Genomic DNA, 22,210 nt, shown 5'->3' on the forward strand with positions numbered 1-22,210 from the left:
GGACGGTATGGCAACGCCTGCCGCGTCAGTCAACGTCTTTCACCTGCCTGTGAAATTGAAGGTTCGTGGATCCGGACCAAGCCGCTTTCCGTCATCGAGCGAGGAGATCGACGCCATTTCTTCGGGACTGAGTTCGAAATCGAACACGTCGAAGTTACTCGCAATCCGTGAGGGATTTACCGACTTGGGGATCACGATATTACCGAGCTGGATATGCCACCTAATCAACACCTGCGCGGAAGTCCGCCCGCGTCCCTCGGCCACCGCCGTGACCGTCGGGTGCGTGAGCAGCGCTCCCTGGCCCAGCGGCGCCCACGCCTCCGTGGCGATGCCGCGCCGGGCGTGCACGTCCCGCAACTCCTTCTGCGGGTACCGCGGATGCAGTTCCACCTGGTTGACCGCGGGAACGATGCCGGTGGCGTCGATGAGGACGGTCAGGTGCTCGGGCTCGAAGTTGCTGACGCCGATGGACCGGATCCGGCCCTGATCGCGCAGGTGGGCGAACGCCTTGAAGGTGTCGACGAACTTGTTCAGGGCGGGCGTGGGCCAGTGGATCAGGTACAGGTCCAGGTAGTCGAGCCCGAGCCGCTCCATGCTCGCGTCGAACGCGGCCAGCGTGCTGTCGTAACCCTGGTCGGCGTTCCACAATTTGGTCACCACGTACAGTTGTTCGCGCGGCACGCCGGAGTCGGCAAGCGCCCGCCCCGTCTCCCGCTCGTTGCGGTAGGCCGCGGCGGTGTCGATGTGCCGGTAACCGGCGCGCAGCGCGGCGCCGACCACCTGCTCGGTGTCCGTCGGCGGTACCTGGAAGACTCCCAGCCCAACGGCGGGAATCGAAATGCCGTCGTTGAGGGTGACAAAGGCTTGTCGGAGGGAACTGCCCATGACCAAGAGTCTGCCAGGCGCGCCGGCGCTCCATTACGGCGCGAAACCCGCGCCGATGCGCCTGAAGAGTCGCGTGCAGGGCGCGGCGGTCGGCGGGGGGCTCAAGGTCATGCCGTGGATCCCGAACCTGGCCAAGCGGGCGTTGTGCGGCGGCCGCGCGGTCATCATCGACGGAAACACGCTGGACCCGACGTTGCAGCTGATGCTGTCGAGTTCGCGCGCCGTCGGCATCGACGGCCTGGTGGTCGACGACGATGCGGCCGCCTCTCGCGCCCAGATGCACCGCATGTGTACCGAACTTCCGGGGCCCCAGATACACGTCGAGGTGGACGAGCTCTCACTGCCCGGGCCCGCGGGGGAGATCGCGGCGCGGCACTACCGCCCGCCGCACGGCGGCGCGGCGCCCCTGCTGGTCTTCTACCACGGTGGCGGCTTCGCGATCGGCGACCTCGACAGCTACGACGCGCTGTGCCGACTGACGTGCCGCGACGCGGGGATCCACGTGCTGTCGATCGACTACCGCCTGGCGCCCGAGCATCCGGCCCCCGCGGCGATCGAGGACGCCTACGCGGCATTCACCTGGGCCTACGAACACGCCGGAGAGCTCGGCGCCGCCCCGGGCCGGGTCGCGGTCGGCGGCGACAGTGCGGGCGGCAACCTGGCCGCCGTCGTCTGCCGGCTGGCCCGAGACGAGGGTGCGCCCGCTCCGGTGCTGCAGTGGCTGATCTATCCGCGGACCGACCACACTGCGCAGACCCGGTCGCTGAGCCTGTTCGCCCGCGGCTTCCTGCTGACCAAGCGCGACATCGACTGGTTCGAGGCGCAGTACCTCCGGGGTTCGGGCATCGACCGCACCGACCCGCGGGTCTCGCCCCTGCTCGCCGAGTCGCTGTCGGGGCTGCCGCCCACGCTGATTGCGATCGCGGGTTTCGACCCGCTGCGCGACGAAGGGGAGAGCTACGCGACGGCGCTGCGGGCCGCCGGCAATGCGGTCGACCTGCGGTGCATGGGTTCGCTCACCCACGGCTTCGTGAACACATTCCAGCTCGGCGGGGGCAGCGCCACCGGGACCGGCGAGCTGATCTCGGCGCTACGCGCCCACCTGACCCGAGTTTGACCGGCTCGGCCGCCTTCGCCGGTAATCTGAAGGCCGTCCGACTACCGTCCGACCACCGGACGGGTCCCAGCACCGAAGGATCAGCGAACCCGTGGCCGACACACCGAAACGTCCCCCGCGCTTCGACCTCAAGTCCGGCGACCGCAAGTCCGGCCGACTGGTCCAGATCGGCGGTACCGCAGTCATCGTCATCTTCCTGGTTGCGCTCGTCTCCTACATCGTGGCGACACACCACAAGAAGGGTGCGGTCGCCGCCGGCGGCAGCGACACCGTGCGGGTGACCTCGAGCAAACTCGTCACCCAGCCCGGAACCAGCAACCCCAAGGCCGTCGTCGCGTTCTACGAGGACTTCCTGTGCCCCGCGTGCGGCAACTTCGAGCGGACGTTCGGGCCCACGGTGTCCAAGCTGGTCGACATCGGCGCCATCGCGGCCGACTACTCGATGGTGGCGATCCTGGACAGCCCGCGAAACCAGGATTACTCGTCACGAGCCGGCGCGGCGGCCCTGTGCGTGGCCGATGAGTCCCTCGACGCCTTCCGCCGCTTCCACGCCGCGCTCTACAGCAAGGGCATCCAGCCCGACGAGCGCGCCACCAGCTTCCCGGACAACGCGAAGCTGATCGAGCTGGCCCGGGAGGCCGGTGTCGTGGGCAAGGTGCCGGACTGCGTCAACAGCGGCAAGTACCTGCCCAAGGTGACCGCGGAGGCGGGGGCCGCCGGCATCACCGCTACGCCCACCGTCCGGATCAACGGCGCCGACTATGACCCGTCGACCCCCGACGCGCTGGTGAGCAAGGTCAAGGAAATCGTCGGCGACATCCCGGGTCTGGACACCGCCGCCACTCCCGCCGCGGCGTGACCACCCCGGTGTCGGCACAACCCGCCGAGCGGGACGGCGACCTCCCACCGGACTCCCGTCCCGGGGCCCCGGTGCCGGCGCGGAGCGCCTGGTGGGTGCTGATCGCCGGGGCGATCGGGCTGTTGGCGTCGATGACACTGACGATCGAGAAGGTCGAGCTCCTGCGCAACCCGGCCTACGTGCCGTCGTGCAACATCAACCCGATCCTGGCCTGCGGGTCGGTGATGGTCACACCGCAGGCGTCGGTGTTCGGCTTTCCCAACCCGCTGCTCGGCATCGTGGGCTTCACCGTGGTGGTCGTGACGGGTGTGCTGGCGGTGGCGAAAGTGCAATTGCCGCAATGGTATTGGATCGGACTGGCGGTTGGAATCCTGATCGGTGCGGCGTTCGTGCACTGGCTGATCTTCCAGAGCCTGTATCGGATCGGGGCATTGTGCCCGTACTGCATGGTGGTGTGGGCGATGACTATCTCGCTGCTGGTCGTCGTCGCCTCCATCATCTTTCGTCCCGCACTCGAACGCCGGGAAAGCGGTGTGGCACAGGTGGTTTATCAATGGCGGTGGTCGATCGCCGTGCTGTGGTTCACGGCGGTGATCCTGCTGATCATGGCGCGATTCTGGGACTATTGGTCGACGCTGATCTAGGTGGTCGACTCTGATCTGGGCGGCGCCGGGTGACCCGCATCATCGGCGGCGTCGCCGGGGGCCGGCGCATCGCCGTCCCGCCGCGGGGGACCAGGCCCACCACCGACCGGGTCCGTGAATCGCTCTTCAACATCCTGGCCGCCCGCCGCGACCTGACCGGGCTCGCGGTGCTGGACCTGTACGCCGGTTCCGGGGCGCTGGGGCTCGAGGCACTGTCGCGCGGGGCAGCATCGGCGTTGTTCGTGGAGTCCGACCAGCGTGCCGCGGCGGTCATCGCGCGCAACGTCAAGGCGCTCGGGCTGGCTGGGGCGACGCTGCGGCGCGGTTCCGTGGCGAGTGTCCTGGCCGGCGAGACCCCGTCGCCGGTGGACCTGGTATTGGCCGACCCGCCGTATGAGGTCGGTGCCGACGACGTCGGCGCCGTCCTCGCCGCGCTCACCGAGCACGGCTGGGTCCGGGAGGGGACCGTCGCCGTCATCGAGCGCGCGGCGGGCGGCGTGCCGCTGGCCTGGCCGGAAGGCTGGTCGGCGTGGCCGCACCGCGTTTACGGGGACACTCGGCTGGAGTTGGCCGAGTGGCTCTGAGCCCGGCGTGTACCGTCATGCCGTATGAGCGGGGCGGTGTGCCCGGGATCGTTCGACCCGGTGACGTTGGGCCACATCGACGTCTTCGAACGCGCGTCGGCCCAGTTCGACGAGGTGGTGGTGGCGATCCTGACCAATCCCGCCAAGAAGGGCCTGTTCGACGTCGATGAGCGGATCGCGATGATCGAGGAGTCGACGACCCACCTGCGAAACCTGCGCGTGGAGGTCGGGAAAGGCCTGGTGGTCGACTTCGTCACGGCGCGCGGAATGACGGCGATCGTGAAGGGCCTGCGCACCGGCACCGACTTCGAGTACGAGCTGCAGATGGCGCAAATGAACAAGCACATCGCCGGCGTGGACACCTTCTTCGTGGCCACCGCGCCGCAGTATTCGTTTGTCTCGTCGTCGCTGGCCAAGGAGGTCGCTTTGCTCGGCGGCGACGTGTCCCAGCTGTTGCCCGAGCCGGTCAATCGCCGGTTGCGCGAGAAGCTTTCCGGCTGATCCTGGCTCGGCTGAACGCGGTGTCACCGCCCGGATGAGCGCGCGCACCACGCAATGCTTGGCGAGATCGACCTTGAATGCGTTCCGAGGCACGGACTGGCTCCGGCCAGCGCGTGCTGGGCCGCCACCCGGAACGCGGTGAATGGCGTTGGAGATCGCCGCCGGCGCTCCGCAGATGCCGATCTCGCCGACGCCGCGGGCGCCGAACTCGGCCAGCTTGTCGGAACCGTCGACGAAGGAGGTGGCGAACTCCGGCCGGTCGGAGCGCGAACAACCCGGGTGCCTCACCGGGGCCGCGCCTGAAACATGGTGTTGGGGCGTTGATTCGGGCTACACGGTGTGACGTCCGCAGCCGTGGCGAGCGGTGGGGGCGAGATGACACGGACGGAATCGGTTGGCGCGCCGAGGCAACTCGCGAGGGATGACCTTGGCGCGGCCGTCGACGCGGGTGACCGGCGTCGCGACGCAGCGCCCCGAAAGCCTCGTCGTCATCGATCCCAACTCAGAACCCCGCCCCGCACTACGCCACCATGGCTGGTGCCCGCCGCGCTGTCATCTCGAGGGCCTCGGTGGTCGCGGGACGGGTCACCGAGTACATGATTGTCGAGTGGGTACCCCGGGCCTGGTGCATCGGGGCGGAGGAGGGGATTGATGAGATATATCGCGTTGGAGGAGGCGTTCTCAATTCCCGGGATCGCCGAACCTATGTCCGGGTTGGCCTCCCGGGAGACGTCGTTTGCCCAGCAGTGGCTGCGTAAGCTCCCCGATTTCACGCAGTACCGCATCCCGGAGATGGACGCCGCCGGCATCGACATCCAGGTGCTGTCGCTGACCGTTCCGGGTCTGCAGGCCGACCTCGACGCCGACACGGCGCGGGGAGACGCCCGGCGCGCCAACGATTACCTGGCGCAGACGGTGGCCGAGCACCCGACCCGGTTCCGCGGCTTCGCCGCGCTTCCCCTGCAGGACCCGCGCGCGGCCGTCACCGAACTGGAACGCTGCGTCACCGAGCTTGGCTTCTGCGGCGCGCTGGTCAACGACCACCTCGGCGGCCGCTATCTCGACGAGCCGCTCTATGAGCCGCTGTGGGAAGCGCTGGAATCCCTTGCGGTTCCGCTCTATCTGCATCCGGGTACGCCGCCGGCGGATCGCTGGCGCGTGCTCACCGGCCACCCGGAACTCTATGGGGCGATGTGGAGCTGGGCCGCCGAAGTGTCCGGTCACGCACTGCGCGTCGTGTGCGGTGGCGTCTTCGACCGGCATCCCTCGGCGACCCTGATCCTCGGCCACATGGGCGAATTCCTGCCTTTCCAGCGCAGCCGCCTCGATTCGCGCTACGCGACCATCCACACCGACTACCGGCTGCAGCGCCCCCCGTCGGCGTATCTCGGCACCAATGTCGTCTTCACCACCAGCGGCGTCTTCTCCCCGGCGGCCCTCACCGGCGCGGTCCTGGAAGTCGGGGCCGACGCCATCATGTTCTCCGTCGACTACCCCTACGAGTCCTCGCAGGAGGCGGTCGACGGGTTCGAGCGCACCACGCTGAGCCCCGGCGACCGCGAGAAGATCGCGCACGCCAACGCCGAACGCATCCTGAAGATCTGAACCGCAACCGGGCAGAGGAGAACCATGACGGTGGAGGGTCCGGAGGCGGCCGCCGATCTGATCGCGCTGCTCGCCGACGAGGGCGTCTCGCATTTGTTCATCAACCCCGGCACCGACTCCGCCCCGCTGCAGGAAGCGCTGGCCGCGGCGCGCGCCGCGGGCACGCCGGCTCCCCGGGCCGTGTTGTGCATCCACGAGAGCGTCGCCCTGGCGGCGGCCATCGGGCACCACATGGTCAGCGGACAACCGCAGGCGGTCATGGTGCACGTGGACGCCGGGACGCTCAACCTCGGTTGCCAGCTGCACAACGCCCAGCGCAACCGGACCCCGGTGGTGATCTTCGCGGGCCGCACGCCCTACACGGCGTCGCCGGAGGTCCGGGGTCACCGCGACACCTTCATTCACTGGCAGCAGGAGCAACTCGACCAGCCGGCCATCGTGCGCAACTACGTCAAGTGGCACATGGAGGTTCCCCGGGGCCGCGAGTTGGCGCCGATCGTGCGCCGCGCGTTTCAGGTTGCGCAGTCCAGTCCCACGGGTCCGGCCTACGTCATGCTGCCCCGGGAAGCGTTGATGGAGGCGGGATCCCGCCCGCTGCCCCGGCGGCTGCCGCCGGCCGTCCCGCCCGGTCCGGACCCGGACGCGCTGGAAAAGCTAGCGGCAATCCTCGTCGACGCGAGCCGGGCCGTCATCGTCACGTCGCGGACGGCGGCCGAGCCGGGCTGTGCGGCGGTGCTGGCGCGGCTCGCCGAGACGCTGGGGGCGCCCGTGGTCGACCAGGGGGATCGCGCCAACCTGCCGCTCGGCCATGCCCTGCACAGTGCGGGGGATCCGGCGCCGCTGGCCACCGCCGATGCGGTGCTGGTGCTGGATTCCGAGGTGCCGTGGGTGCCGGACCAGCTGGCGCCGCCCGACGACGCCCGCGTGGTGCAGATCGACGCCGACCCCGTCAAAGCAGACATGCCGCTGTGGTCCTATCCGATCGAGGTGGCGCTGACCGCCGACACGCGTATCGCCCTGCCGCTTCTCGAGCAGGCCGTGCTGCGCCGGGCCACCCCGGAGCACCGCGACAGATGGGCCGCGCGCCGTCGGGCCGCCGAGGCCGACGGCGCGCAACGCCGCGCGGCCGCCGCCCGCAGGGCCGCATCGGACCGGCCGGCCGATGCGCCCGACGCGATGCTCGCCGCCCTGAGCCGGGCGCTCCCCGACGAGGCCGTGGTGGTTGAGGAGGCCGTGACCAACCGCCCGGCCGTCGGCCGGCAGGTGCCCCGGCAACCGGGGCATTTCTTTGACACGGGCGCCCCGGCGCTCGGCTGGGCACCCGGGGGAGCCGTGGGGATGAAACTCGCGCGCCCGGAGCTGCCCGTCGTGGCGGTGTGCGGCGATGGGTCGTTCAACTTCAGCGTGCCGACGGCCGCCTTCTGGACGGCCCACCGCTACGGTGCGCCGTTCGTGACGGTGGTGCTCAACAACCACTCGTATTGGGCTTCCAAGCGGCCGGTGATGGACCTATATCCCGACGGAGTTTCAGTGCGCGGCAACGATTTTCCCGAGACGCAGCTGTCGCCGGATACCGATTACGCCGCGCTGGCCGCGGCGTGTGGCGGCAGCGGCCGGGCTGTGCACACGCCGGCGGAAATGGAAGAGGCGATCAGGTGGGCGCTCGCGGAGACCGGGCATGGCCGCTGCGCGGTGCTGGACGTGCGACTGCCCGCCCCGTGATCGTCGTCAGTGGTGGTGACCGCTGTGATCGTGGTGCCCGTCTCCCGCATCGGGCGAGCCGCCCATCATCCGCACCATCGGCAGGCCCCCCGAGGTGACGAACCGGGCGACCAGAATCGCGCCGACGACCAGAAAGGCGATGTTGAGCCAGGTCGTGTAGTTCCACGAAATGCTTGCGGTCATCACCGTGGCATTGCGTTGCGCGGGAATGAGATGCGTTGTGCCGAAGAGCAATTCCACCAGGTATCCGGCGGTGACCATCGCGGCGTAGAAGGTGCCCAGCAGCGTCAGCATCATCCTGGTGCCGTAATACTTCCGGTAGATGTTCAGGATCGGCAGGATGAGCAGGTCGGCGTAGATGAAGGCGACGACGCCACCGAAGCTGATGCCCCCGTTCCACAGGACGGCGGCCAACGGCACGTTGCCGATCGAGCAGACGAAGGACGCGATCGCCACGACGGGGCCCACTATCGGTCCCCAGAGCGCCGCCAAGCCCGGGTGATCGGTCAAAAAGAAGGCTTGCCAGAACTTTTCGGGCACCCAGGCTGCGATTGCGCCCGCGATCAGCAGGCCAAGGACGAGGTCGCGCAGGATCGCCAGCCACTCCATGACGAACACGTGCGAGACGGACGTGAACCCCTGCGGTGAGAGGAGCCGCCGCCAGAACGACCCTTCCCCCTGGATCGACATGTCCATCGCGGCATGGCCTTCCATCGATCCGGCGAGTCCGAGCTCGGCCTGCTCGCGCGCGGCGTCGACCAGTCGGCTGCGTACGAACAGCCGGAACAAGACGGCGAGGACGACGATCATCAGCGGGCCCCCGACGAACTCCGCTGCCGTGAATTGCCACCCCATCAGCAGGGCCAGGATGATCCCCAGTTCCACGACCAGGTTGGTCGAACCGATCTCGAACGCCATCGCGGCGGTGAAGTTCGCGCCCTTGCGAAACAATGAGCGGGCCAATGCCACGGCCGCGTAGGAGCATGACGAAGACGCCGCCCCGAGGCCGGCCGCGACCGCCAGCGTGCGGGGCCGGTCATCGCCGAGCAGGGTGACGATCGTCGAGCGGCGCACCACGGCCTGGACCACGGCCGACAGCGCGAAACCGAGGATCAACGCCCAAAGGATTTCCCACGTCATCGACCCGGCCAACGCCAGGCCGTGTCCAAGCGCTGCCAGCACCGCCATCGCGTCCTCCGTCTCGTCCCGATCGTCCCGGTTCAACCTATACCCATAGGGGGTATACGTCAACCGGTGAACCGCTGCTGTCGCCTCGGATCAAAGGAAATAAAGATGCAGCATGCGCCGTGTTGAGCAGTGGCGCCTGACCCCGTGTATAGGGGTCCGCGGCAAAGGGCAGTATTCCGTGGTAATCGCTGATCAATGCGGTCTCGAGCCGAGGTTTTCCGTCCATGGCGCGGGCGGGCACCCACCCAGGTGAATGCAAATCAGATGTTGCAGTGCTACGTCTTGTTGTGCTTTGATTCGTAGCATTGAACGAGCGAAGGAAATGGGGGCGCGATGTCGGTTCACCACGAACGCGGAGTCGGGCGCACGCACGGATCCGCGGCGCTGAGCGGTGGGGCGCAAGCGAAGCCGTATGCGTTGACGGTGTATGCCGGGTGCGTCGTGCCCGAACGGCAACTGGCGGCGATCGTCGAATCCGTCCCAGGTCTTTCGGCCGGCGGTGTCGGCGACGACGTGGTCGTCCTGCGCGGAAAGCAGAAAATTCACGCATTCACCGTCACCGGCCCCCGCGCGATCAGCGCGCGCCACGTCCCCGAGCACGTCTCGTCGCGCATCGTCGCGCCCACCGCCAGCTGGCGGGTGACCGTCGCGGGGAACGACCCCGCGCAGGTGCGATGCGCCCGCCGGTTCGCCAAGGCCCTGGCGCTCGCGACGGGTGGCGTGGTGGTCGACGAGCAGACCGAAAACATTCCGGGCCCCAAGCCGGTTCGCAAGGCCTCACGCTCCACCACCGCGGCCGTCCGGATCCTCGACTTGCGCTGGTATTCGCCGGCGTCGGCTCCCAACGCTCCTGCCGAGTGGGTGGAAACCGCCAAAAAGTTCCTGCCGGAGGCGCTTCCGCGACGTTTCGGCAATGTGTATCCGTTGGCGCACCGGCTGGACCGCGACGGGGGCGACCGCTTCATCTCCAGTTATTGCGATGTTGCGTGGTTCGACGGGACGTATCCCTGCCTCGACGGGGGGCTGTACCCGAACGAGCGGGACGGCATTTTGGTCGACAGGCTCAGACTCGTGGTCGATCCGCTGGAAGAGCCGCGCCGGCGCAACACCGTGCGGCGCTTCTTCGTCGAGTACGCCCGCCGGCGCGGCAGCATCCTGGCCACGGGCGAGGTACTGCGCAACCACAAGCTCACGGGCCACGCGGACGGCAACTGCGACCTGAGCGGCTCGCTGCGCGGCCCCGACGGGATCCTCGGTCTGCCGGCCAACCCGATCTGGTGGACGTGGCTCGGTGAGGACTACCTGCCGCTGGTCCGCACCTACCTGCCGCCGGAGCGGACAACCTGCTACAGCGAGGGGGTCCTGTATGTCCCCACCGAGAACCCGGCGGACCGCAGCCAGCTCGCGAACCTGCCCGATCCGTTTCCGACGTGGTTGCGCGCCACCGCCGTCCCCTCCGAGTTCGGAACGTCCATCGCCCCGCGAAACGCTCCCGCGCCGATCCGCCCGATCATCAGCGTCGTCTGAAAGGAGTGAACGACGTGCTCACCGTTGCGACCCTCTTGCTGATCGGCAAGATCGCGCTCGTTGCCTTCCTGATCGTGGGCTGCAGCGTCTTGCTCGTGACCTACCTGCGCAAACGTCCACCCGGCGGCCCCGGCCCGCAGTCGGACCCCAACGCGGAGGGGTACCTCGGCCTGTACCGCGGACGGGTGGCTCCCACGCCCAAGCCCGAGTCTGTGGTCGAGCAGTCGCTGTCCGAGCCCCCCGGCGACGATCCCGAGGGTGGTGCGCCCCGCCGGTGGCTGTAGCTGCGGTCGGCCGAACAGGCAATTCGCTGGCCGCTGTTGGCCACCGCGGTGTTGAATGGGCTTCTGGATAGGCCGGACGGAATTTGCCGGAGACGTTCGCCTGCGGCGCCCGCCGCGCGCGAAGGCCGCCGAACGAATACCCGACACACCGACCCGACCACCGCAGCCACAGAAGTAACACCAGGCACACTGGTAACAACAGCGATTTTGGCAAACGCCAGGAGGTATTGGCCGTGTATCGAGTCTTTGAAGCGCTGGACGAGTTGAGCGCCATCGTCGAAGAAGCCCGTGGCGTGCCGATGACGGCCGGCTGCGTGGTGCCGCGCGGTGACGTCCTGGAACTGATCGACGACATCAAGGACGCGATCCCCGGCGAGCTCGATGACGCCCAGGACGTGCTCGACGCGCGGGACTCGATGCTGCATGACGCCAAGTCGCACGCCGACTCCATGGTGTCCTCGGCGACCACCGAGTCGGAATCCATGCTCAACCACGCTCGCGCGGAGGCCGACCGGATCCTGTCCGACGCGAAGGCCCAGGCGGACCGCATGGTGAGCGAGGCGCGCCAGCACAGCGAGCGGATGGTTGGCGAGGCGCGCGAGGAGGCGATCCGCATCGCCACCGCGGCCAAGCGCGAGTACGAGGCCAGCGTCAGCCGTGCCCAGTCCGAAGCCGACCGGCTGATCGAGAACGGCAACATCTCCTACGAGAAGGCCGTCCAGGAGGGCATCAAGGAACAGCAGCGCCTGGTGTCCCAGAACGAGGTGGTGCAGGCGGCCAACGCGGAAGCCACCCGGCTCATCGACACCGCTCACGCCGAGGCGGACCGCCTGCGGGGCGAATGCGACATCTACGTCGACAACAAGCTCGCCGAGTTCGAGGAGTTCCTCAACGGCACCCTGCGCTCGGTGGGGCGTGGCCGCCACCAGCTCCGCACGGCGGCCGGCACCCACGACTACGCGACGCGCTAGCCCCCCAAGACGCCAGTTCGACCCTGGCGTTGTGCGGCCCGAGCCGTAGGATTTCTGGTATGACGCGGCAGCACAGCACATCGTGGGCCCGCAACGCAGCACCACGGCCGGCCACGCCGATGACCGTCGATATCACCAGGCTCGGACGTCGCCCCGGCGCGATGGTCACCCTGCGCCAGACGGTCCCCGCCCCGTCGCGCATCGGACTGGACATGATCGCGATCGAGCAGGGCGGCCCGCTGGACATGGACCTGCAGATCCAGTCGGTGTCCGAGGGTGTGCTCGTCACCGGAACGGTGGGCGCGCCCACCGTCGGCGAGTGCGCGCGATGCCTGACGCCGGTCAATGGGCGCATCGAGGTCGCGCTGACCGAACTGTTCGCCTACCCCGACAGCACGACCGAGGCGACCACCGAAGAGGACGAGGTCGGCCGCGTCGTCGACGACACCATCGACCTCGAGCAGCCCATCGTCGACGCCGTCGGGCTCGAGCTCCCGTTCGCGCCGGTGTGCAACCCGGACTGTCCGGGTTTGTGCCCCGACTGCGGGGTCTCCCTCGCTGCCGAGCCGGATCATCAGCACGACCGCATCGATCCCCGCTGGTCCAAGCTCGCCGGGATGTTCGCCCCGGACTCGGACACCTCGGGAGGCAAGCGTTGACGTCGCGCCAGGTGCTGCTGGACGCGCTCGGGGTCGCGCTGCCCGAGGAGCTGCTCACGCTGGCCCTGACGCATCGCAGCTACGCCTACGAGAATGGCGGCCTGCCGACCAACGAGCGCCTGGAGTTCCTCGGCGACGCCGTTCTGGGCCTGACCATCACCGACGAGCTCTACCACCGTCACCCCGATCGATCGGAAGGCGACCTCGCCAAGCTGCGCGCCAGCGTGGTCAACACCCAGGCGCTGGCCGACGTCGCGCGCAACCTCTCTGACGGGGGCCTCGGGGCGCACCTGTTCCTGGGGCGCGGCGAGGCCAACACCGGAGGCGCCGACAAGTCGAGCATCCTGGCCGACGGCATGGAATCGCTGCTGGGCGCCATCTACATCGAGCACGGCATCGAGACCGCCCGCGAGGTGATCCTGCGGTTGTTCGGCGCGCTGCTCGACGCCGCGCCGACCCTGGGCGCCGGGCTGGACTGGAAGACGAGCCTGCAGGAGCTCACCGCCGCGCGCGGCATGGGGGCGCCGTCGTACGTGGTGACCTCGACCGGCCCCGACCACGACAAGGAGTTCACCGCGGTCGTCGTCGTGATGGACACCGAATACGGGTCGGGCGTCGGCCGCTCCAAGAAGGAGGCGGAGCAGAAGGCCGCCGCCGCCACCTGGAAGGCGCTGGAAGAGCTGGACCCGGCCGGGAAAACCTCCGTCTGAATCATGGTGATGACCCGCTTCGCCCGGCTTCGCCGCGCTTGCGATCATTCATGGTGATGACCCGCTTCGCCCGGCTTCGCCGCGCTTGCGATCATTCATGGTGATGACCCGCTTCGCCCGGCTTCGCCGCGCTTGCGATCATCACTGAATGCCCGAACTGCCCGAAGTCGAGGTGGTCCGCCGCGGCTTACAGGCCCGAGTGGTGGGCAGGACAATCACCGCCGTCCGGGTGCACCATCCCCGCGCGGTGCGCCGGCACGAGGCCGGGCCCGCCGACCTGACCGCCCGGCTGCTCGACGCCCGGATCGCCGGCACCGGCCGGCGCGGCAAGTACCTGTGGCTGCTGCTCGACGGTCCCGACCAGCCGGACACGGCGCTCGTCGTACACCTCGGCATGAGCGGGCAGATGCTGCTTGGGCAGGTACCGCGCGCCGACCACGTGCGTATCTCCGCGCTGCTCGACGATGGGACCGTGCTGAGCTTCGCCGACCAACGCACCTTCGGCGGGTGGATGCTTGCCGACCTCGTGAGTGTCGACGGCAGCGTGGTCCCGACCCCCGTCGCGCACCTCGCTCGCGACCCGCTGGACCCGCTCTTCGACCGCGAGGCAGTGGTGAATGTGTTGCGGCGCAAGCATTCTGAGATCAAGCGACAGCTCCTCGATCAGACCGTGGTCTCGGGCATCGGCAACATCTACGCGGACGAGGCGTTGTGGCGGGCCAAGGTCCACGGCGCCCGGATTGCCGCGGAGTTGAGCCGCCGCAAGCTGGGCGCGATTCTGGACGCCGCCGCCGACGTGATGCGCGACGCGCTCGCGCAGGGCGGGACGTCGTTCGACTCGCTCTATATCAACGTCAACGGGGAATCGGGCTACTTCGACCGGTCCCTGGATGCTTACGGCCGTGCGGGGCAGAGCTGCCGGCGCTGCGGCGCCGTCATGCGGCGGGAGAAGTTCATGAATCGCTCGTCGTTCTACTGCCCGAAATGCCAACCCCGTCCGCGCGTTTGAGTGCTCTTGCGGCTGCGAATCCCCGTCGTCGCGTGTCGAAATCGGCGGTGGCGTTCTCCGCTCTCGAACTTTTCCGCGCTCCCGTCGATCTGGATGGCGAACTCGGCCCGGTAGAAATGAGCCATGACCGAACTGTGGGTGGAACGCACCGGAACTCGCCGGTACACCGGATACAGCTCGCGCGGTGCGCAGGTGCTCGTCGGCTCCGAGGATGTCGAGGGCGTGTTCACCCCGGGCGAATTGCTGAAGATCGCGCTCGCGGCGTGCAGCGGGCTGTCCAGCGACGCGCCCCTGTCCCGCCGCCTCGGCGACGACTACAAAGCGGTCGTCAGGGTCTCCGGCGCCGCCGACCGTGAGCAGGAACGGTATCCGCTGCTCGAGGAATCCCTGGAGCTGGACCTGTCCGGGTTGTCCGACGACGAAAAGCAACGCCTCTTGCTGGTTGTCGACCGCGCGATCGACCAGGTGTGCACGGTGGGTCGCACGCTCAAGTCGGGCACCCGCGTGAACTTCGAGGTCGCCGATGTCGGATCCTGACGTCCGGCTCACCGCCTGGGTGCACGGCAGGGTCCAGGGCGTCGGTTTCCGCTGGTGGACCCGCTCCCGGGCGCTCGAGCAGGGACTCACCGGGTATGCGGCCAACCAGGCTGACGGCCGCGTGCTGGTGGTCGCCCAGGGGCCGCGCGCGGGTTGCGAGAAACTGCTCGAGGCGCTGCGGGGCGGCGATGCGTGGCCCCCCAGGCCGGGTCAGGTCGACGAGGTGATCGCCGACTGGTCCGAGCCGCGGGAGCGGTTCGACGGCTTCGTCGAGCGGTAGGCACAGCGATCACTTGGGCACCATGGGGCGACCCACGGTGCGAGGGCAAACGCGATATCGCCGGCGCTGTCGCGTTTCCCAACGAGCTGACCCTCTCGCCAGTGACTGGTGTGACCACTGTGGCCTGTGCGTCGGCCAGGGATTTTCAGGGCCCTTCGACACCCCGCGGGGAGCCTGGACGCGGCGATTCGAGCGGTAGTCTGGCACGCCGTGTACCTCAAGAGTCTGACGCTGAAGGGCTTCAAGTCCTTCGCATCGCCGACGACTCTGCGCTTCGAACCGGGCATCACCGCGGTCGTCGGGCCTAACGGTTCGGGAAAATCCAACGTCGTCGACGCCCTGGCCTGGGTCATGGGGGAGCAGGGGGCGAAGACGCTGCGCGGCGGGAAGATGGAAGACGTCATCTTCGCCGGCACCTCCTCGCGGGCCCCGCTGGGCCGAGCCGAGGTCACCGTCACCATCGACAACTCCGACAACGCGCTGCCGATCGAGTACTCCGAGGTGTCGATCACCCGCCGGATGTTCCGCGACGGCGCCAGCGAGTACGAAATCAACGGCAGCAGTTGCCGCCTGATGGATGTGCAGGAGCTGCTGAGCGACTCGGGCATCGGCCGCGAGATGCACGTCATCGTCGGGCAGGGCAAGCTCGACGAGATCCTGCAGTCGCGGCCCGAGGATCGTCGCGCGTTCATCGAGGAAGCCGCCGGCGTGCTCAAGCACCGCAAGCGCAAGGAGAAGGCCCTCCGCAAACTCGACGCGATGTCGGCCAACCTTGCCCGGCTCACCGACCTGACGACCGAGCTGCGCCGTCAGCTCAAGCCGCTGGGCCGCCAGGCCGAGGTGGCCCGTCGCGCTCAGACCATCCAGGCCGACCTGCGCGACGCGCGGTTGCGGCTGGCCGCCGACGACCTGGTTAACCGCCAGACGCAGCGCGACGCCATCCTCGAGGCGGAGGCAACCATGCGCCGCGAGCACGACGAGGCCGCCACCCGCCTGGCCGTCGCGTCCGACGAGCTGACCACGCACGAGGCCGCCCTGGCCGAGCTGTCGGTCCGCGCCGAGTCGGTCCAGAACACCTGGTTCTCGCTCTCCGCGCTGGCCGAGCGCGTCGGTGCCACCGTGCGCATCGCGAGCGAACGGGCGCAGCATCTCGACGTCGAGCCCGTGGCCGCCGGTGACACCGACCGCAGAAAGCCCGAGGAGCTGGACGCCGAGGCCGAGCGGGTGCAGGCCGCCGAGCAGCGGCTGCTGGCGGAACTCGCCGAGGCGCGCGGCCGGCTGGACGCCGCCCGCGCCGAGCTGGCCGAGCGCGAGCGCGAGGCCGCCGAGGCCGACCGCGCCCACCTGGCGGCCGTCCGGGCCGAGGCGGACCGGCGTGAGGGCCTGGCCCGGCTGGCCGGCCAGGTGGAGACCATGCGGGCGCGCGTCGAATCGATCGACGACAGCGTCGCGCGCCTCTCCGAACGCATCGAACAGGCGGCCACCCGCGCGCAGCACACCCGGGCGGAGTTCGAAACCGTGCAGAGCCGCGTCGGGGAACTCGACCAGGGCGAGGTGGGCCTCGACGAGCACCACGAGCGGACCGTGGCGGCGCTGCGGCTGGCCGACGCGCGCGTCGCCGAACTGCAGTCGGCCGAGCGGGACGCCGAGCGCCAGGTGGCGTCGCTGCGCGCGCGCATCGACGCCCTGGCGGTGGGCCTGGAGCGCAAGGACGGCGCCGCGTGGCTGGCCCAAAACCATTCCGGCCCCGGCCTTTTGGGGCCTATCGCGAAGTTGGTGAAGGTTCGCAACGGCTACGAGGCGGCCCTGGCCGCCGTGCTGGGGTCGGCCGCCGACGCGCTGGCCGCCGAGAGCTTCGGCGCGGCGCACTCCGCGGTGGCCGCGCTCAAGGAGGCCGACGGCGGCCGCGCGGCGCTGGTGCTCGGCGACTGGCCGGCCGCACAGCAGGGATCGCACGACGACCCGCCCGCCGGCGCGTCGTGGGCGCTCGACCTCATCGACGCGCCGGCCCGGCTGCGCGGCGCCATGACGGCCATGCTGTCGGGCGTCGCGGTGGTCGACGACCTGCGCGCGGCGCTGGACCTGGTCGCCTCGCGGCCCGAGCTGCGGGCCGTCACCATCGACGGTGACCTGGTGGGCGCGGGCTGGGTGAGCGGCGGTTCGGACCGCAAGCTCTCCACGCTGGAGGTCACTTCGGAGATCGACAAGGCCGGCGCCGAGCTGGCCGCGGCGGAGGCGCAGGTCGAGCAGCTGACGGCGGCGCTCTCGGGCGCGCTGACCGAGCAGACCGCCCGTCAGGATTCCGCCGAGCAGGCGCTCGCCGCGCTCAACGAATCCGACACCGCCATCTCGGCGATGTACGAGCAGCTCGGCCGGCTCGGCCAGGAGGCCCGGGCGGCCGACGACGAGTGGAACAGGTTGCTGCGCCAGCGCGAGGAGCTGGAGGCGGGGCGGGCCCAGACCGTCGACGAAGTCACGCAACTCGAGACCCGGCTGCGCAACGCGCAGGAAACCCAGCAGGTACATGCGGAAGACCCCAGCCATGCGGAGGTCCGCCAGCGGATCGCCGCCGCCGCCGAGACCGCCCGCGGCGTCGAGGTGGAGGCACGGTTGGCGGTGCGGACCGCGGAGGAACGGGCCAACGCGGTGCGGGGGAGGGCCGACTCGTTGCGCCGAGCGGCCGCCGCCGAACGCGAAGCGAGGTTGCGGGCCCAGCAGGCGCGCGAGGCGCGGCTGCGCGCGGCCGCGGTGGCCGCGGCGGTGGCCGACGCCGGGCGGCTGCTGGCGCGGCGTCTGGACGGGGTGGTCGCCGCGGCGTCGCACATCCGTGACGCGCTGGTCGCCGAGCGCCAGGAGCGGTCGGCGGCGATGGCGGCGGTGCGCGACGAGGTGAACGTGCTGAGCACCCGGGTCGCCACGCTGACCGACTCGCTGCACCGCGACGAGGTCGCCAACGCCCAGGCGGCGATGCGGATCGAGCAGCTCGAACAGATGGTGCTCGAGCAGTTCGGGATGGCGCCGGCCGACCTGATCGCCGAGTACGGCCCCCACGTGGGCCTCCCGCCGACCGAGCTGGAGATGGCCGAGTTCGAGCAGGCACGGGAGCGCGGCGAGCAGGTGGTGGCGCCGGCCCCCATGCCGTACGACCGACCCACCCAGGAGCGGCGGGCCAAACGGGCCGAGCGTGACCTGGCCGAACTCGGCAGGGTCAACCCTCTGGCCCTCGAGGAGTTCGCCGCGCTGGAGGAGCGCTACAACTTCCTGTCGACCCAGCTCGAGGACGTCAAGGCCGCGCGCAAGGACCTGCTCGACGTCGTCGCCGACGTCGACGCCCGCATCCTGCAGGTGTTCAGCGACGCCTTCGTCGACGTGGAGCGCGAATTCCGGGAGGTCTTCACCGTGCTGTTCCCCGGTGGTGAAGGCCGGTTGCGGCTGACCAATCCGGACGACATGCTCACCACCGGCATCGAAGTCGAGGCCCGGCCGCCGGGCAAGAAGGTCACCCGGCTGTCCTTGCTGTCCGGCGGCGAGAAGGCGCTGACGGCGGTCGCCATGCTGGTGGCGATCTTCCGGGCGCGCCCGTCGCCCTTCTACATCATGGACGAGGTCGAGGCGGCGCTCGACGATACCAACCTGCGCCGCCTGATCAGCCTGTTCGAGCTGCTGCGCGCGCGCTCGCAGCTCCTGATCATCACGCACCAGAAGCCGACCATGGAGGTCGCCGACGCGCTGTACGGCGTGACCATGCAGGGCGATGGCATCACCGCGGTCATCTCGCAGCGGATGCGCGGCCAGCAGGTGGAGCAGCTCGTCTCGCACTAGCGGGTCGCCGCCGGGGACCCCGCGCCGACCGGCGCGCACCGTGTCCCTGAAACAATGTCAGCGTGTCACAAGGTCTTTGGATCGCCGTCGCGGTCGTAGCCGTCCTGGTCGTCATCGCCGTGCTGGTCCTCGGCCTGGTGCGGTACCGCCGGCGGCGAATCAGCCTGGCCTCGCGGCCGGAGCCCGGCATCCTGGACCGCCCCAAGGGCTACACCGCGTCGTCGGGCATCACGTTCAGCCAGACCGTCCAGCCGGCCGACCGGATCGACACCACCGGGCTGCCGTCGGTGGGCGACGACGCCACCGTGCCCCGGGACGCGCCGCGCCGCACGATCTCCGACGTCGAGCTGCCGGAGCCGGCGCCTTTAGCCCCGCCCAAGGCGCCGCCGGCGCCCGAAGCCCAGCCCGAGGCGCCCGCCGCGCCCGAGATCGAGGCCATCGAGCCCACCGAAGGACGCCTGGAACGGCTCCGCGGCCGCCTGGCCAAGTCGCAGAATGCGTTCGGGCGGAGTCTTCTCGGCCTGATCGGCGGCGGCGACCTCGACGAAGACTCGTGGCAGGACGTCGAGGACACCCTGCTCGTCGCCGACCTGGGCCCGGTGGTCACCGAGTCGATCATGTCGCAACTGCGCAGCCGCCTGGCCAGCACCGACGTCCGCACCGAAGCCGACGCCAAGGCCGCGCTGCGCGACGTGCTGATCAAGGAGCTGCAGCCCGGCATGGACCGCTCGATCCGCGCCCTGCCGCACGCGGACCGCCCGTCGGTGCTGCTGGTAGTCGGGGTCAACGGCACCGGCAAGACCACCACCGTCGGCAAGCTGGCCCGGGTGCTCGTCGCCGACGGCCGGCGCGTGGTCCTCGGTGCGGCCGACACCTTCCGGGCCGCGGCGGCCGACCAGCTGCAGACCTGGGCGTCGCGGGTCGGGGCCGAGGTGGTGCGCGCGCCCGAGGGCGCCGACCCGGCGTCGGTGGCGTTCGACTCCGTCGACAAGGGCATCGCCACGGGCGCCGACGTCGTCCTCATCGACACCGCCGGGCGGCTCCACACCAAGGTCGGGCTGATGGACGAACTCGGCAAGGTCAAGCGCGTGGTGAGCAAGCGGGCCCAGGTCGACGAGGTGTTGCTGGTGCTCGACGCCACGATCGGGCAGAACGGGCTGGCTCAGGCGCGGGTGTTCGCCGAGGTTGTCGACATCACCGGTGCGGTGTTGACCAAGCTCGACGGAACTGCCAAGGGCGGCATCGTGTTCCGGGTTCAACAGGAACTCGGCGTGCCGGTGAAGCTGGTCGGGCTCGGCGAAGGCCCCGACGATCTGGCGCCGTTCGAGCCGGCCGCATTCGTCGACGCTCTGCTTGGCTGACCCTTACACGGGGACCGCGACGTTAATCCTCACGAAACATGGTTGCTTCATTGCAGAAACAACCATTGCGCAGTGTTCTCGGCAGGTCATCAGGCATACGTCTGACGGCCAATACAGGGCCGACCGGAGGTGAAAGCGAGTGAGTTTCCCGCAATTGGGCCAACCTGATACCGGCGATACCGCATGGATGTTGGCTAGTTCCGCCTTGGTGCTGTTGATGACGCCGGGGCTGGCGTTCTTCTACGGCGGCATGGTCCGCACCAGAAGCGTGCTCAACATGATCATGATGAGCATCAGCGCGATGGGCGTGGTCACCGTGCTGTGGGTGCTCTACGGCTATTCGATGTCATTCGGCAACGACAAAGGTGGAGTCGTAGGTAACCCGGGCGATTACTGGGGCCTGAAAGGCCTGATTGGCGGCAACGCCGTCAAGGCCGATCCCACCAAGGGCATCTCGGCCACCGACATCCCGCTGGCCGGCACCATGCCCGCCACGGTGTTCGTGGCCTTCCAGTTGATGTTCGCCATCATCACCGTCGCGCTGATCTCGGGCGCCGTGGCCGACCGGCTGAAGTTCACCGCCTGGCTGGTGTTCGCCGGACTGTGGGCGACGCTGGTCTACTTCCCCGTCGCGCACTGGGTCTTCGCGGCCGACGGTTTCGCCTCCGAGAAGGGCGGCTGGATCAACAACAAGCTGCACGCGATCGACTTCGCGGGAGGAACCGCGGTCCATATCAACTCCGGTGTCGCCGGCCTGGCGCTCGCGATCGTGCTGGGCAAGCGCAAGGGTTGGCCGACCACGCTGTTCCGGCCGCACAACTTGCCCTTCGTGATGCTCGGCGCCGGCCTGCTGTGGTTCGGTTGGTTCGGGTTCAACGCCGGTTCGGCTACCAGCTCCAACGGCTCCGCCGGAAGCACGTTCATGACCACCACCATCGCGACCGCGACGGCCATGCTCGCCTGGTTGCTGACCGAGCGCATCCGCGACGGCAAGCCCACGACCCTGGGCGCGGCGTCAGGCATCGTCGCCGGGCTGGTCGCCATCACGCCGTCCTGCTCGTCGGTCAACGTGTTGGGCGCCCTGGCGATCGGCGCGATCGCCGGTGTGGTGTGCGCGCTGGCGGTGGGGCTGAAGTTCAAGCTCGGCTACGACGATTCGCTCGACGTGGTCGGGGTGCACATGATCGGCGGTCTGACCGGCACGCTGCTGGTGGGCCTGCTCGCCGCCCCGGAGAGCCCGGCCATCAACGGTGTCACCGGTGTGTCGAAGGGATTGTTCTACGGCGGCGGCTGGTCGCAGCTGGAACGACAGGCGGTCGGCGCGTTCGCCGTCCTCTTCTACTCCGGCATCGTTACGCTGATCCTGGCGTTGATCCTGAAGTACACCATTGGGCTGCGTGTCAGCGCCGAGGAAGAGGCCACGGGCATCGACGAGATCGAGCACGCGGAGAGCGGTTACGATTTTGGAACCATCGGCGGGCAGGGGTCGGTTCTTCCGGCGGCGCGGATTCCCGTGGATGACCGTAACGGTCTCGAAGACCGGGCGGGCGACAAAGTGGAGGCAGAGCAGTCATGAAGCTAGTCACCGCGATCGTGAAGCCGTTCACCCTTGATGACGTCAAGACCAGCCTGGAGGACGCGGGCGTTCTCGGGATGACGGTCAGCGAGATCCAGGGTTACGGACGGCAGAAGGGCCACACCGAGGTCTACCGTGGCGCCGAGTACTCGGTCGACTTTGTGCCGAAGGTGCGCATCGAGGTGGTCGTCGACGACTCCATCGTCGACAAGGTGGTGGACAGCATCGTCCGGGCGGCGCGCACCGGCAAGATCGGTGACGGCAAGGTCTGGGTGAGCCCCGTCGAAACCATCGTGCGCGTGCGCACCGGTGAGCGCGGAACCGATGCGTTATGACGCCAGCCGCCGATTGCTGATCCAACCCGGGCGG

Annotated in this window: 21 protein-coding genes; 19 read left to right on the forward strand and 2 right to left on the reverse strand. The window is 69.2% G+C overall.

What is annotated here, in order from left to right; genetic code table 11:
* Positions 1–39 precede the first annotated feature (39 nt).
* The gene (locus G6N56_RS26535) at positions 40–885 is read right to left on the reverse strand and encodes an aldo/keto reductase (RefSeq protein ID WP_085256204.1); all 846 of its coding nucleotides are present in this window, start codon (positions 883–885) and stop codon (positions 40–42) included.
* On the opposite strand from G6N56_RS26535, the gene G6N56_RS26540 reads away from it, so the two are divergent.
* The 7 genes from G6N56_RS26540 to G6N56_RS26570 all read left to right on the forward strand — a co-directional run bounded on the left by G6N56_RS26540 (position 884) and on the right by G6N56_RS26570 (position 7,917).
* Positions 884–2,002 carry an alpha/beta hydrolase gene (locus tag G6N56_RS26540; RefSeq protein ID WP_085256205.1) on the forward strand — a complete coding sequence of 373 codons (1,119 nt, stop codon included), beginning with the start codon at positions 884–886 and terminating at the stop codon, positions 2,000–2,002. The genes G6N56_RS26535 and G6N56_RS26540 overlap by 2 nt on opposite strands.
* A gap of 91 nt (positions 2,003–2,093) precedes the next feature.
* Complete coding sequence (locus tag G6N56_RS26545) at positions 2,094–2,861, forward strand: DsbA family protein (RefSeq protein ID WP_085256206.1); 768 nt, start codon at positions 2,094–2,096, stop codon at positions 2,859–2,861.
* Positions 2,862–2,869: 8 nt separating this feature from the next.
* Positions 2,870–3,505: a vitamin K epoxide reductase family protein gene (locus tag G6N56_RS26550; protein WP_085256311.1), complete on the forward strand. Its 636-nt coding sequence runs from the start codon at positions 2,870–2,872 to the stop codon at positions 3,503–3,505.
* A 29-nt stretch (positions 3,506–3,534) separates the two neighbouring features.
* Entirely contained in the window at positions 3,535–4,089 is a 555-nt protein-coding gene (gene rsmD, locus G6N56_RS26555; RefSeq protein WP_085256207.1) for a 16S rRNA (guanine(966)-N(2))-methyltransferase RsmD, read from the forward strand.
* A gap of 24 nt (positions 4,090–4,113) precedes the next feature.
* On the forward strand, positions 4,114–4,590 hold the full coding sequence (gene coaD / locus G6N56_RS26560) for a pantetheine-phosphate adenylyltransferase (protein WP_085256208.1): 477 nt from the start codon (positions 4,114–4,116) through the stop codon (positions 4,588–4,590).
* Between the two features lie 651 nt (positions 4,591–5,241).
* A complete protein-coding gene (locus G6N56_RS26565) occupies positions 5,242–6,195 on the forward strand; it encodes an amidohydrolase family protein (protein WP_085256210.1) in 954 nt (317 codons plus the stop codon).
* A gap of 24 nt (positions 6,196–6,219) precedes the next feature.
* Positions 6,220–7,917 (forward strand): thiamine pyrophosphate-requiring protein, encoded by a 1,698-nt coding sequence (locus tag G6N56_RS26570; RefSeq protein WP_085256211.1) that lies wholly within the window; start codon positions 6,220–6,222, stop codon positions 7,915–7,917.
* A 6-nt stretch (positions 7,918–7,923) separates the two neighbouring features.
* Here G6N56_RS26570 and G6N56_RS26575 read toward each other — a convergent pair whose 3' ends face one another.
* A complete protein-coding gene (locus tag G6N56_RS26575) occupies positions 7,924–9,105 on the reverse strand; it encodes a permease (protein ID WP_085256312.1) in 1,182 nt (393 codons plus the stop codon).
* A gap of 333 nt (positions 9,106–9,438) precedes the next feature.
* Between G6N56_RS26575 and G6N56_RS26580 the strand changes: the two genes are divergently transcribed.
* The 12 genes from G6N56_RS26580 to glnB all read left to right on the forward strand — a co-directional run bounded on the left by G6N56_RS26580 (position 9,439) and on the right by glnB (position 22,176).
* Entirely contained in the window at positions 9,439–10,632 is a 1,194-nt protein-coding gene (locus tag G6N56_RS26580; RefSeq protein WP_085256212.1) for a hypothetical protein, read from the forward strand.
* Positions 10,633–10,646: 14 nt separating this feature from the next.
* Positions 10,647–10,916, forward strand: coding sequence for a hypothetical protein (locus G6N56_RS26585; protein WP_142280643.1), 270 nt, complete (start codon positions 10,647–10,649; stop codon positions 10,914–10,916).
* 233 nt (positions 10,917–11,149) lie between these two features.
* Positions 11,150–11,887 carry a cell division protein SepIVA gene (gene sepIVA, locus G6N56_RS26590; protein WP_085256214.1) on the forward strand — a complete coding sequence of 246 codons (738 nt, stop codon included), beginning with the start codon at positions 11,150–11,152 and terminating at the stop codon, positions 11,885–11,887.
* 59 nt (positions 11,888–11,946) lie between these two features.
* Positions 11,947–12,546: a YceD family protein gene (locus G6N56_RS26595; RefSeq protein WP_180150428.1), complete on the forward strand. Its 600-nt coding sequence runs from the start codon at positions 11,947–11,949 to the stop codon at positions 12,544–12,546.
* A complete protein-coding gene (gene rnc / locus G6N56_RS26600; RefSeq protein ID WP_085256216.1) occupies positions 12,543–13,256 on the forward strand; it encodes a ribonuclease III in 714 nt (237 codons plus the stop codon). Before G6N56_RS26595 ends, rnc begins: the two co-directional genes overlap by 4 nt.
* Before the next feature lie 148 nt (positions 13,257–13,404).
* The gene (gene mutM, locus G6N56_RS26605) at positions 13,405–14,265 is read left to right on the forward strand and encodes a DNA-formamidopyrimidine glycosylase (RefSeq protein WP_085256217.1); all 861 of its coding nucleotides are present in this window, start codon (positions 13,405–13,407) and stop codon (positions 14,263–14,265) included.
* Between the two features lie 123 nt (positions 14,266–14,388).
* Positions 14,389–14,802 (forward strand): OsmC family protein, encoded by a 414-nt coding sequence (locus G6N56_RS26610; protein WP_085256218.1) that lies wholly within the window; start codon positions 14,389–14,391, stop codon positions 14,800–14,802.
* On the forward strand, positions 14,789–15,082 hold the full coding sequence (locus G6N56_RS26615) for an acylphosphatase (protein ID WP_085256219.1): 294 nt from the start codon (positions 14,789–14,791) through the stop codon (positions 15,080–15,082). The genes G6N56_RS26610 and G6N56_RS26615 overlap by 14 nt, the downstream gene beginning before the upstream one ends.
* Before the next feature lie 210 nt (positions 15,083–15,292).
* Positions 15,293–18,904 carry a chromosome segregation protein SMC gene (smc, locus tag G6N56_RS26620; RefSeq protein WP_085256220.1) on the forward strand — a complete coding sequence of 1,204 codons (3,612 nt, stop codon included), beginning with the start codon at positions 15,293–15,295 and terminating at the stop codon, positions 18,902–18,904.
* Between the two features lie 62 nt (positions 18,905–18,966).
* The gene (ftsY, locus tag G6N56_RS26625; RefSeq protein ID WP_085256221.1) at positions 18,967–20,265 is read left to right on the forward strand and encodes a signal recognition particle-docking protein FtsY; all 1,299 of its coding nucleotides are present in this window, start codon (positions 18,967–18,969) and stop codon (positions 20,263–20,265) included.
* 187 nt (positions 20,266–20,452) lie between these two features.
* A complete protein-coding gene (locus G6N56_RS26630; RefSeq protein ID WP_085256222.1) occupies positions 20,453–21,841 on the forward strand; it encodes an ammonium transporter in 1,389 nt (462 codons plus the stop codon).
* Positions 21,838–22,176, forward strand: a complete 339-nt coding sequence (glnB, locus tag G6N56_RS26635; RefSeq protein ID WP_085256223.1) for a nitrogen regulatory protein P-II — start codon at positions 21,838–21,840, stop codon at positions 22,174–22,176. The genes G6N56_RS26630 and glnB overlap by 4 nt, the downstream gene beginning before the upstream one ends.
* Positions 22,177–22,210: the final 34 nt, after the last annotated feature.

This window comes from Mycobacterium saskatchewanense, assembly GCF_010729105.1.
Classification (GTDB): Bacteria; Actinomycetota; Actinomycetes; order Mycobacteriales; family Mycobacteriaceae; genus Mycobacterium; species Mycobacterium saskatchewanense.